The following is a 12,486-nucleotide window of genomic DNA, read 5'->3' as shown; positions in this document are numbered from 1 at the left end:
AATAAAGCACTGCCAACAAAAATAAAGCGCTAACTGTTTTTTATGCGCGAAAGATTGAGCGAAAGGCACAAGCGGGATTGATGAAGGCTTTTGGATACTTTTGGCCTCAAAAGTATCTAGGCCCGTCTGGCTAATGAAGACGGAAAGCCTTGTGTGCAAGGGAACAAGCTAGTAAATAAAGATTGTACATAACAAAGGAAGTGAAAACCTATCGGCATTTTATAAAGGAGGATAAACTAAATGTGTTTAAAACTTCCCTTCTTTTAAAGGTTTCAGGATATAATCAAGACCATTTATTTTAATTTCATAAATAGTGGCTAACTGTTGCCCTAATCTTCCGGCTGGCCAGCCCTTACTGTGCATCCATTCTAAATAGCTAACCGGCAGGTTACACAACAAATAATCTTTATATTTGCCAAAAGGCATTTTTACCTTTACCAGCTCGACTAATATTTTAGAATCCATGCTTCAAAATAAAGGATATTCTTCAATAAATCGGCACAAAACTTTACTATTTCTAAATATATGAAGAAGGATATTTACGGCGATTTCTTAAAAGATTATTATGCGAAAGGCGATACTATAGAAACCATCTGGCTTCATAACAACTACGCCGAGGCAGAAGAAATGCCTGCAGATATCTTCTTCAGAAAAGAGTTTGAATTAAGTGATTTAGAACTACTGGCTATCAGGTTAAGCAAAGGCAAAGTATTAGATATTGGTGCCGGCGCCGGTGCTATAAGTTTGGTATTGCAAAGAAGGGGTCTGGATGTTACTGCACTGGAATTATCAGCAGGTGCATGCGAAGTAATGAAAACGCGTGGTATAAAAAGAATCATCAATACAGATATTTTCACTTACGAAGGTGAAAAATACGATACATTATTATTGATGATGAATGGCATTGGTTTTTGTGAATATTTAGACAAGGTAGAAGTTTTTTTAGAGCATGCTAAGAAACTGCTTACTCCTAAAGGACAAATTTTGTTCGATTCTTCTAATGTTTCTTATCTCTATGAATCCAAACCTTATTGCGATTCCGGATATTTTGGAGAGATAGATTACCAATACGAGTATAAAGGCGAAAAAGGCGAATGGTTTACATGGGTTTATGTTGAACGCGAGCTTATGCAGGAAATGGCAGAAAGATTAGGCTACAATATGGAACTGCTGTTTGATGATGGCCATGATCAGTATCTGGCCCGGCTTTCTTTGAAATGAGATGTGAGACGCTGAATGTATAACTTATAATTTGCTAGAAAGTCCGAAGTCAGATGTCTGAGGACCAAAGTCTGGGCGCTAGTAAAACACTATCCAAACTCCTCTCTCCTTCAACCATGTGCACACACATCTTTATTGTATGTTCTTATTTTCACTTATAACAGCAATTGCTTTAAGGCTAGTCAAAAATAGAAAATTTTCTCACCTCGAGAGGTAATACCTGTTTACTTTGCATAATTGGCAGGCAAGTATTTTGTCAAAAATAACCTCTCCCTTCACCCTCTCCTTAAAAAGGCGAGGGATAGCTAGTCAGTAAATAGGAAAGCTTCCTTTCATAGCTGCTTTCTCGCCCTTTTAGGGAGAGATGCCCAAAGGGCAGAGAGGGTATAGATCTTTATCAATACGCAAATGGTAAGCTATCCAAGAGTTATTCGTCGAGACTTGAGATGTGAGATGCTGAATGTATAACTTATGATTTGCTAGAAAGTCCAAAGTCAGAGGTCTGAAGACCGAAGTCTGGGCGCTAGTAAAACACTATCCAAACCCCTCTCCTTCAACCATGTGCAAACACATCTTTATTGTATGTTCTTATTTTCACTTATAACAGCAATTGCTTTAAGGCTAGTCAAAAATAGAAAATTTTCTCACCTCGAGAGGTAATACCTGTTTACTTTGCATAATTGGCAGGCAAGTATTTTGTCAAAAATAACCTCTCCCTTCACCCTCTCCTTAAAAAGGCGAGGGATAGCTAGTCAGTAAATAGGAAAGCTTCCTTTCATAGCTGCTTTCTCGCCCTTTTAGGGAGAGATGCCCAAAGGGCAGAGAGGGTATAGATCTTTATCAATACGCAAATGGTAAGCTATCCAAGAGTTATTCGTCGAGACTTGAGATGTGAGACACTGAATGTATAACTTATGATTGCTGGAAAGTCCAAAGTCAGAGGTCTGAAGACCGAAGCCTTAACGCTAAATAAGGCACTGTCCAAACTCCCCTCTCCTTCGGAGAGGGGCCGGGGGTGAGGCTCTCTACTTCATCCCAATATTATACACCACTCCAAGCGTAAATACGGTATTACCAGCTTTCATATAGTCTCTCTGAATTAAACCGATATTCATACCATTGGTATACTGAATCTGAAAATTCCTGGAGAGTTCCATTCTGGTGAAGAAAAGCGGTTCTATCAAAATATTATCCTCCAGAGAACGGGGAGCGCCGTTTAATTTAAAATCGGTCATGGAAACATGGCTTAACCTTAGTACCGTTCCATAATTAAGCGGGTATTTTTCGCCAAACAATCTCAGGCTTTTTTGTTTCTTGGAGCTATAGTTCACCTGAACGAAAACCTTATTAAAGGTTACATCAATAAGTTCGTTTACCACAGGTCCGTCATAAGTTAAATCTTTATAAGTCTTCTCCGTATTCCCCCTTCCAAAGCCACCATAAACTTCAAAAACTCTTTTTTTATCAGCTCCGAAAACATCGAAATAACCAATACCTATTTCCCAAAGCTGCTGACTAACATCTTTCCTGCTTCCATTTGTACTCAAAGTAGAAGCATTGGCAAAACCTGCAACATGATCTGAAAACGAATAAGCGACATTTCCATTGATATTTCCACGAATATTAACATGCCCGCCCGCATGGAACTGCCCCTGTTCGGTAAACATAGGAACAACTGGTACATTAGGCATATAAACAGTAGAACAGCTGGAAAAAAATAACAAGGTTAGAAAGAAAAGTAATCGGGGCTTAAGCAATCTCATAAAGTTTTTTACGATAAAACATTAAAACGCAGAACAAGTGGTTTTAATATAGACAGAAGAAAATATGTGACTTTTAAAGTTTTGCCTGCCCCAAAAAAACAGGCAAAACTTTAGGGTTATCATTATTTCTTTTTAAATCTCATAATTACGCCCAAATTAGAAGACAAACTAAGTGTACTGTCTTTAATGGCGTAAGTTTCCACTTGTTCTAAAGCTTTTAAGAAGGTATGTTCTCCTGTACCTTCGCAGAACATCTTAGTGGTAGCAAATCCTTTTTTAAAAGATATTTTATTTTCTGCTTCTGCCTTAAGTTCTCCAGACAAAGAATTGCAGCTGGTATTCCCGCTCACTCTTGCTTTTTCTAAATCGAAACGTAACATCGGTTTTCTACGTGGATACAATCCATCAAAAGCAATTCTAGGACCTGTGATATAAAAAAGTTCCCATTCTCCCGAAAGCTTCGGATTAACCTTACTGCCATTGCTAAGCTCTTTCAGGTTTGAACAGGCAGATATCATTACTGCTAAAAAGGCATAACCCAGTAGAATAATTTTTCTCATGATATTCAATTTCAAACAAACAACAACTTTATCTGCGATTTGTTCGCAAAACAACAATAAAATTAATTCTCAAAATGGTATAAAAACACTACTTCACCTGTAAAAGCAGGCTTTTTCTGATCTTTAATTTCCAATTCTATCGCAATAGTAGCTTTAGTTACCCCTCTTAAATTCGCAATGCCTACTAACCTGGTTTTTAGTCTTACCTCACTGTTTACAGTAACTGCCTGCGCAAACCTTAAATTTTCTATTCCGTAATTAATTTCCATTTTAAGGTTTTTCACTTCCACAATTTGTTTCCATAGGTATGGAATTAAAGAAAGCGTTAAATAACCATGTGCTATAGTTGCTTTAAAAGGGCTATCCGTCTTTACCTTTTCCTCGTCGGTGTGAATCCATTGATGATCTAAGGTAGCATCAGCGAATAAATTGATTTGTTGTTGTGTTATTTTATGAAATTCAGAACATCCAAGTTCCTGATTTAGATATTGTGCAAACTCTTCGTAGTTACTAATTATTAGCATGATTTCCTGGTTTTAATTAAGCCGCCAAAGTTACAATCTATTTCTAAAATTGTGTATAGATAAAATGATATTGGCTTTGAAATATAAAAAATGATACTTTTGTAAAAAAGGAGCATCGATTTGTTAACGAAGAAGACTAAATATGCAGTTAAGGCTTTAATGGCCTTAGCCCGTAATGGCGACAACAAACCAATGTTAATAGCTGAAATTGCCAAACAGGAAGGTTTGCCAAAACGCTTTTTAGAAGCTATTTTATTAGATCTTAAAAGAGGACAAATTCTGGGAAGTCGTATGGGAGCCGGTGGAGGGTACTTTTTAGTAAAACCTGCATCCGAAATCATGGTTGTGAATATCATTCGCATTTTAGATGGTCCTATTGCTTTATTACCTTGCGTAAGTCTAAATTTCTATCAAAGATGTGAGGAGTGTATAGACGAGGTTACTTGTGGTATTAGAGAGATGATGGGCAGAGTTAGAGATGCCAGCATAGCCATTATGGGAAATACCAGTATTGCCGACCTTGTCGCCAAGGAGAAAGAACTGGGCCAGGGAGCTAAAGGTTAGCTTATTAATTAGCAGCGACTAGCACTCTTCAAATCATATTCTATGAAAATATTGATCGTTGAGGATGATCCTACTTTAAGCAAAAATATATGTGACGCCTTAACTGACGGCAATATACACACAGAGGCTGTATATAATGGCGTTTTGGCAGAAAAAATGCTACGAAAAAACCATTACGATTGTGTAGTCTTGGATGTTAATTTACCCGGAAAGACCGGCTTAGACATTTGTAAAGATTTCAGGAAACACAATAGCCACACTCCTATCCTTATGTTAACTGCTTTCGGCGAACTGGATGATAAGGTTGCCGGATTTAATGCCGGAGCTGATGATTATTTAACAAAACCTTTTTATATGCGAGAACTTAGTTTGAGAGTTAACTCGCTATTAAAAAGAAAAAACCATACACCTGATATTTCTGAAGACAGTTTATTAACCGTTAACGATATCATTATAGATACAAAAACAAAAAAAGTTAGCAGGCAGAATATAGAAATAAATTTAACACCCAGAGAATTTCAAATCTTATTGAGACTGGTAAAATCTAAAGGCGAGCTGGTTTCCAAAAACGATCTGATTAAAGAAATCTGGGGAAATTCTGTAGATATTAATACCAATACCATAGAAGTTTTCATTAATTTTTTACGAAAAAAAATAGACAAACCCTTTGGAACAGAGTCGATAAAAACCAAGGTAGGTTATGGCTATTATTTTGAATAATGAGCATCAGAAAAAAAATACTGGTTTACTTTTCTGCAATTACCATTCTGTTATTGGCTATATCCCTTGTGGTCATTTATATTTTATTTTCTGAATACCGCGAGGAAGATTTTCAGCAAAGACAAAAAGAAAAAATACACCTTACCTTAAAGTTTCTGGCAGAGATTAAGAAGATAGACCAGGATGTTGTAGCGTATCTGGATAGAAATTCTATTAATGAAATGCTCGACGAAAAATTACTGATTTTCGATCATAACAAGAAATTAGTTTATGCCAGCGTAGACAATACCAAAATACCTTACAGCCAGAGCTTTTTAAATCGCTTATCTGAAAAACAAAATTGGATAGAAACCAAAGATGGTTTGTATGATGTTATTGCCATCTATCTAAAAAAAGATGATATTGCCTATTATGGCATAAGCAAAGCTTTTGACGCTTATGGCTATACCAAGCTTAACTTCCTTAGAACTGTCCTTATTGTTACTTTCATCCTGGTGTCTTTAATTGTTATTCTGGTTTCATTTTATCTTTCCAGGAAAATAAGCCAACCGGTAAAAAATATCACCGACAAAATTATGGCTTTTGATTTTGACCAGGAATTTCAACCGCTGGTTGTTGAAGAAAGCCGAAACGAAGTCGGCATTTTAGCAAATCAGTTTAACTTACTGATACAGCGTCTGAAAGAGTCATTTGCTTTTCAGAAAAATGCGATAAGCCATATCTCCCATGAGCTTAAAACACCTATTTCTATTTTGGTCTCTAACTTCGAACGGATTGAAAACGAACAAGACCCTCTATTAAAACAAGCGCTGATTATCAATCAAAAAGAAAGTACCAAAAACCTTAGCGAGATTATTAACTTACTGCTGGAAATCTCAAAAACTGAGGCTAACAGAAATCTGAATTTAACAGAATTCCGAATTGATGAATTGATTTTTGATGCTTTGGATGAAATTAAGCTTATACATCCAAACTTTACGTTAAATGTAACATATGATGCTTTTGACGAGGAGGCTGAGCTCCTAATAAATGCCAATTATAAATTGATGAGACTTGTTTTCATCAATCTGTTTTTAAATGCAGTGTATTACAGTTCTGATGAAAGAGCCAAATTGCATATCAGCAACTCAAACGGAAAAGCTATTATAATTTTAGAAAATGCCGGAGAAATTATAGATGAGGGAGATCGACCTTTTCTGTTTCAACATTTCTTCCGGGGCAAAAATAGTAGCGGAAAAAGCGGTTTCGGTTTAGGCTTAGTCTTTGTCCATAAGATTCTAACGCTCCATCAGGGAAACATAAACTATTTAAGCACTACACTAAACACCAATAAATTCATCATCACGATACCTTTAAGCTAAGTTTTATCCATCTTAAGGAGTTTTTAAGGTTGTTTTAAGGTCCTTTGCCTAAGATTAAATTCTTAGAAATGCATCTTATAACCAGGCTTATCGCTTTGATATGTATATTTTCTTCCATACAAAGCTTTGCAACAGAATCTTTAAAAATCAACCTGCGGCAGGCAGACAGCATCTTTTTGGAGAAAAATTACCTGCTTTTAGCTTCTTCTATGAATATAGAAGCGCAAAAAGCATTAATTCTCCAATCGAAGTTATACCCCAACCCCACACTCTCTGTTAGTTTTGTAGCTTACGATCCTGAAAACAATAAAGCCTTACACATAGGTGCTACCGGGCAAAAGACTGCAGAAATAGAACAGTTATTTCTACTTGGCGGCAAAAGAAAAGCAGAAATAGAAATGGCCAAAACCAATACGGGTATCGCAGAAATTGAATTTCAAAAATTAGTGAGAGAAATAAAGTTCAAACTTTATTCCAACCTGTTCAGCATCGGGCAGCAAAAGAAACTTATCGGGATTTACGATAATCAACTGACTCTTTTAGACAAATTACTGGAATCTAATACGCTACAGGCTCAGAAAGGCAACCTGCCCGTTAAAGATCTGGTTAGACTTAAGGGCGCTTACCTGAAATTAAACAATAACCGGGCAGAACTTATTAAATCATATTTAGATACACAAAGTGAATTGCAAACTATTTTACGATCCACAAAAGAGATTGTCTTTGATTTCTCTGAAACTGACATCAGCAAATACATCAATTCTACCGGGTTGGGCATTTTAATAGATGAGATGCATAAAAACCATCCTGAGTTGCTTCTTCTGGAGAAAGACAAAGCTCTGGCAGAACAATACCTGAATTATCAGAAAAAACTGGCTATCCCAGACTTAAGTGTATCTGCAAATTACGATCAGCAAAGCTCGGCCTTCAGAAATGAAATCGGTGCCGGAATATCGCTAAATCTTCCACTCTGGAACAGGAACCAGGGGAACATTAAATACGGGGCTTTTAAGCTGAAAGCCAGTGAATATCAGTTTAAAGCTTTAGAAAATGAATTACAGAGTAAACTAAAAAACGCTTTCTCTTTTTACAGTCAAACGGTGAACGAATACCAGAAAGCAAAAAAACTTTACAACAACGATTTTGAAGACACACTGATAGGGATGAATGATAATTTCAAAAAAAGGAACGTGTCCATCATCGAATTCATAGACTTTTTTGAGTCTTATAATGATGCCCTTACAGAATTATCCAGAATAAAAACACAACTGGTAAACTGTGCAGAAGAACTTAATCTATTAACCGGAAAAGACATTTATTGAAAATGAATATTAAAAGCTATATCCAGGCATTTACTTTATTTATTGTATTGGCCTCATGCAATCCTAAACCTGTAGAAGAAATTAACAGCGCCTTTTCTCTAAGTGACGAAATGGCTCTCCAATTGGAATTTAAAGAAGCAAAATTGGAAGATGTTAAAAACGAAATCCGCCTTTTTGGAAAAATTGATGCCGACAATAATAAGATTGCCGAAGTAAATTCCATCGTTAGCGGTGTAGTAAAAAGTATTCATGTTGGCTTAGGCGACTACGTAAAACAAGGCCAAATACTGGCCGTTATCCAAAGCAGCGAAGTCGCTTCCTTTCAAAAGGAAAAACTAGATGCTATGAACGATATGGCAATTGCCGAAAAGAATCTGCAGGTAGCTAAAGATCTTTTTGAAGGAAAATTAAACTCTGAAAAAGATTTAATACTGGCAAAAAATGAACTGGCAAAAGCAAAGGCAGAGCTTTCCCGAATAAATGACATTCATAGCATTTATAAACTAAAAAGCGGGTCTACTTATAACATTCTGGCTCCTTTTAATGGTTTTATCATCAATAAAGATATTACCATTAATGACAATATTAAATCGGACAGGTCTGAACCTTTGTTCTTTATTGCAGATATTAAAGAAATATGGGCTATAGCCAATGTTAACGAATCTGACATCTCCAAGATAAAAACCGATTACGATGTCACCGTAAGTACACTGGCTTTTCCGGATCATCCATACGACGGGAAAATAGAAAAAATATACAGTGTAATTGATCCTGAAACCCGGGCAATGAAAATCAGGGTACGTATTCCAAACTTTGATTTTAAGCTAAAACCGGAAATGAACTGTACGGTAAATGTTCGCTATAAGGAAAATCATAAGATGGTAGCTATTCCTTCGGAAGCGGTCATATTTGATAAAAACAGGTATTGGGTGATGATTTACAAAGACAAATTTCATGTCGACACCAGAGAAGTTGAGGTTTACAGAAACTTAAATGGTATTTCTTACCTATCCAGTGGTGTTAGCGACGGAGAACAGGTAATTGCAAAAGGCGGATTAATGATTTATAATACCTTAAATGACTAAAGCATGAACAGTTTTATTAAAAAAATCATTGGCTTTTCGCTAAAAAACAGGTTTTTCACCTTCTTTTCCGTAACCATACTTACATTAATTGGAATTGCAAGCTATATAAAAATACCTATAGAAGCTTTTCCCGATGTAACCAATACCCAAATCACAATCGTTAGCGAGTGGAACGGAAGAAGCGCCGAAGAAGTGGAAAGATTTGTAACCACTCCTATAGAAATTGCTATGAACAGTGTTCAACGTAAAACCAATGTTCGTAGCATCACTATGTTTGGCCTCTCTGTTATTCACATCATTTTTGAAGACAATGTGGAAGATTTTTTTGCCCGGCAGCAGGTAAATAATCTTTTAATAAACGTTCAGCTACCTGATGGAGTAGATCCCGATGTTCAGCCACCTTACGGCCCTACCGGAGAAATTTTCCGATATACTTTAAAAAGTGATAAAAGAGATACGCGGGAATTATTGACTTTACAAAATTGGGTAATAGACCGGGAACTCAGGCGGGTACCTGGTGTTGCCGATATTGTAGCTTTTGGTGGCCAGGAAAAGATATACGAGATCTCTGTAAATCCGCTAAAACTTCAGCAATACCATTTAACACCGCTGGAATTATATGAAGCGGTCAACAAATCTAACCTGAATGTTGGCGGAGATGTGATAGAGAAAAACGGGCAGTCTTATGTAGTAAGAGGAATAGGGCTTATTGATAGCCAGAAAGATATAGAAAACACCATTGTTAATATTCACAACGGCAATCCTTTACTGGTAAAAGACGTGGCTGAAGTAAATATTGGCAGTGCTCCAAGAGTTGGACAAGTGGGTTTAAACAACAGTGACGATGTTGTCGAAGGCATTGTGGTAATGAGGAAAAATGAGAACCCGACAGAAGTTCTCAAAGCTGTAAAGGAAAAGATTACAGAACTAAACAACAGCATTCTCCCCTCGGATGTTAAAATGGCTACCTTTTACGATCGGGATAACCTGATGGCCTACTGTACTCATACCGTTTTATCCAATTTGTTAGAAGGGATTATTTTGGTGACAGCAATTGTATTTCTTTTTATGGCCGATTGGAGAACTACACTGGTTGTAGCTATTGTTATTCCTTTGTCACTGCTTTTTGCATTCATGATGTTGAAATTTAAGGGTTTAAGTGCCAACTTAATTTCCTTAGGTGCCGTAGACTTTGGTATTATTATAGATGGCGCGGTAGTTATGGTAGAAGGCATTTTTGTAGCTCTGGATCATAAAGCAAATAAAATAGGAATGCCCAAATTTAATAAGCTTTCTAAACTGGGGATTATTAAAAACACTGGCGGACAAATGGGAAAAGCAATCTTTTTCTCTAAATTGATTATCATCTCTGCCCTGCTTCCAATTTTCTCTTTTGAAAAAGTAGAAGGAAAAATGTTCTCTCCCCTGGCATGGACATTGGGTTTTGCACTTTTAGGTGCTTTAATTTTCACACTTACGCTTGTTCCTTTATTGTGTTCTATTTTATTGAAAAAAGACGTCAGGGAAAAAGAAACACGCTTTACCAAATTTATTAACAACATAGTTTCTAAAGCTTTCGACTGGGCATTTGCCCGGAAAAAATTGGCCATCCTCATTGCCGTAATCAGTTTTTTTGCAACCATCGCTTCTACCAAATGGCTGGGAACAGAATTTCTCCCTCAATTAAATGAAGGGGCACTGTGGGTAACGGCAGAAATGCCTATGAGTATCTCGCTTACCGAAAGTGTAGAAATGACCAGCAAACTCAGAAAAAAATTAAAAGAATTTCCGGAAGTACGCGATGTCCTATCCCAAACCGGCAGAAGCAACGACGGAACAGATCCCAACGGTTTTTATTTTGTACAATTTCAGGTAGATCTTGTTCCAAAGAAAGTTTGGCGCAAAGGCTTTGGCCTGGAAGAAATTATTGCAGAAATGGATGGCGAGCTTTCTAAATTTCAGGGAATTACTTATAACTACTCTCAACCGATTATAGATAATGTTGCCGAAGCAGCAGCCGGAGTAAAAGCTTCAAACGCTATTAAGATATACGGCGACGATCTGAATAAACTGGACGAATATGCTTCGCAGGTTTCAGATGTAATTAAGGATATTGAGGGGATTAAAGATGTAGGAATTTTGAAAAACCTGGGTCAGCCGGAAATGAGCGTACATTTAGATGAAGAAAAAATGGCCATCAATGGAATTACCAAAGCTGATGCGCAGGCTGTAATAGAAATGGCCATTGGCGGAAAAACCGCTACCCAGAAATATGAGGGAGACAGACGCTTCGATATCAGAATCAGATACGATAAAGAATTCCGTAAAAATGAGGACGATATTCTGATGCTGATGATTCCTACAATTACCGGTAATACCATTCCGCTAAAAGAAGTTGCCGAAATTAAGCATGTAACGGGTCCGGCTTTTATCTATAGAGATGACACCAAACGTTTCATTGGTGTAAAATTTTCTGTTCGTGGCAGAGATTTGGGAAGTACTTTATCTGAAGCGCAGAAACTGGTTAAAGAAAAAATAAAACTGCCTGATGGTTACAAAATACAATGGAAAGGTGAATTTGAAAATCAGGTTAGGGCCAGTAATCGTTTGGCTCAGGTAGCGCCACTGAGTATAGGCCTCATTTTTGTCCTGCTTTTTATAATGTTTGGCAATGCGAAAGATGCCGGCTATGTACTTATAAATGTTCCATTCGCTTTAATTGGGGGAATATTGGCTTTACATTTAAGCGGAATTAATTTCGGGATATCTGCAGGCGTTGGTTTTATTGCCCTTTCAGGTATTTGTATACAGAACGGAGTAATTCTCATTGCAGAGATACAAAGGCAGATAGCTAAAGCGGAAGATAATCTGATAGATATCATAAAAAAAGCGGTACATATAAGAACCCGACCGGTAATTATGACGGCTTTAATGGCAGCTATAGGCTTGGTTCCTGCTGCTATAAGTACGGGTATTGGTTCCGAAAGTCAAAAACCCCTTGCAATAGTAATTATCGGCGGATCTATTACTGCTACCATATTTACGTTGCTGGTTTTTCCTATTATTTATTATTTAGCAATGAAGAAAAGATACAATCGCCTAAATAGGAAAAAGGTATAGGCATATGAAAAGGACCTCTTCCTTCATCCTCTTCTTTTTAAGGTGAGAGAAAACTAGTGAATAAATGAGACGACTTCCTTAACAACTTTCTCTCCCTCGCAGGGAGAGATGCCCAAAGGGCAGAGAGGGTATTTATGATCACTTTTCCTTTACGCACAGGTCTTTCCGTCCTCAGTAGCCGGACAGACCTAGATACTTTTGAGGCCAAAAGTATCCAAAAGCCTTTTTCAATCCCGCTTGTGCCTT

At 37.1% G+C, this 12,486-nt stretch carries 11 protein-coding genes; 7 read left to right on the top strand and 4 right to left on the bottom strand.

Annotation, left to right across the window (positions count from 1 at the left end; genetic code table 11):
- Positions 1-246 precede the first annotated feature (246 nt).
- A complete protein-coding gene (locus ABWO41_RS09360) occupies positions 247-465 on the bottom strand; it encodes a DUF3820 family protein (protein ID WP_353136916.1) in 219 nt (72 codons plus the stop codon).
- 60 nt (positions 466-525) lie between these two features.
- On the opposite strand from ABWO41_RS09360, the gene ABWO41_RS09355 reads away from it, so the two are divergent.
- The gene (locus ABWO41_RS09355) at positions 526-1,221 is read left to right on the top strand and encodes a class I SAM-dependent methyltransferase (RefSeq protein ID WP_353136913.1); all 696 of its coding nucleotides are present in this window, start codon (positions 526-528) and stop codon (positions 1,219-1,221) included.
- A gap of 1,025 nt (positions 1,222-2,246) precedes the next feature.
- Here ABWO41_RS09355 and ABWO41_RS09350 read toward each other — a convergent pair.
- From ABWO41_RS09350 to ABWO41_RS09340, 3 genes are all read right to left on the bottom strand, one after another.
- Positions 2,247-2,984 carry a hypothetical protein gene (locus tag ABWO41_RS09350; protein ID WP_353136909.1) on the bottom strand — a complete coding sequence of 246 codons (738 nt, stop codon included), beginning with the start codon at positions 2,982-2,984 and terminating at the stop codon, positions 2,247-2,249.
- 122 nt (positions 2,985-3,106) lie between these two features.
- On the bottom strand, positions 3,107-3,544 hold the full coding sequence (locus ABWO41_RS09345; protein ID WP_353136906.1) for an META domain-containing protein: 438 nt from the start codon (positions 3,542-3,544) through the stop codon (positions 3,107-3,109).
- 62 nt (positions 3,545-3,606) lie between these two features.
- On the bottom strand, positions 3,607-4,068 hold the full coding sequence (locus ABWO41_RS09340; RefSeq protein ID WP_353136903.1) for a MaoC family dehydratase: 462 nt from the start codon (positions 4,066-4,068) through the stop codon (positions 3,607-3,609).
- Positions 4,069-4,188: 120 nt separating this feature from the next.
- On the opposite strand from ABWO41_RS09340, the gene ABWO41_RS09335 reads away from it, so the two are divergent.
- The 6 genes from ABWO41_RS09335 to ABWO41_RS09310 all read left to right on the top strand — a co-directional run bounded on the left by ABWO41_RS09335 (position 4,189) and on the right by ABWO41_RS09310 (position 12,240).
- Positions 4,189-4,632 carry an RrF2 family transcriptional regulator gene (locus ABWO41_RS09335; RefSeq protein WP_353136900.1) on the top strand — a complete coding sequence of 148 codons (444 nt, stop codon included), beginning with the start codon at positions 4,189-4,191 and terminating at the stop codon, positions 4,630-4,632.
- Positions 4,633-4,674: 42 nt separating this feature from the next.
- The gene (locus tag ABWO41_RS09330; protein WP_353136897.1) at positions 4,675-5,352 is read left to right on the top strand and encodes a response regulator transcription factor; all 678 of its coding nucleotides are present in this window, start codon (positions 4,675-4,677) and stop codon (positions 5,350-5,352) included.
- Positions 5,352-6,713 carry an ATP-binding protein gene (locus ABWO41_RS09325; protein ID WP_353136894.1) on the top strand — a complete coding sequence of 454 codons (1,362 nt, stop codon included), beginning with the start codon at positions 5,352-5,354 and terminating at the stop codon, positions 6,711-6,713. Before ABWO41_RS09330 ends, ABWO41_RS09325 begins: the two co-directional genes overlap by 1 nt.
- 68 nt (positions 6,714-6,781) lie before the next feature.
- Entirely contained in the window at positions 6,782-8,035 is a 1,254-nt protein-coding gene (locus tag ABWO41_RS09320; RefSeq protein WP_353136891.1) for a TolC family protein, read from the top strand.
- Between the two features lie 2 nt (positions 8,036-8,037).
- The gene (locus tag ABWO41_RS09315; protein ID WP_353136888.1) at positions 8,038-9,120 is read left to right on the top strand and encodes an efflux RND transporter periplasmic adaptor subunit; all 1,083 of its coding nucleotides are present in this window, start codon (positions 8,038-8,040) and stop codon (positions 9,118-9,120) included.
- 3 nt (positions 9,121-9,123) lie between these two features.
- Positions 9,124-12,240 carry an efflux RND transporter permease subunit gene (locus ABWO41_RS09310; protein WP_353136885.1) on the top strand — a complete coding sequence of 1,039 codons (3,117 nt, stop codon included), beginning with the start codon at positions 9,124-9,126 and terminating at the stop codon, positions 12,238-12,240.
- The last annotated feature ends 246 nt before the right edge of the window (positions 12,241-12,486 follow it).

The sequence above is a fragment of the Pseudopedobacter sp. genome (assembly GCF_040392825.1).
Lineage (GTDB): Bacteria > Bacteroidota > Bacteroidia > Sphingobacteriales > Sphingobacteriaceae > Pseudopedobacter.
Note: the sequence above shows the minus strand (reverse complement) of the source record. Positions and strands in the feature narration are given on the sequence as shown.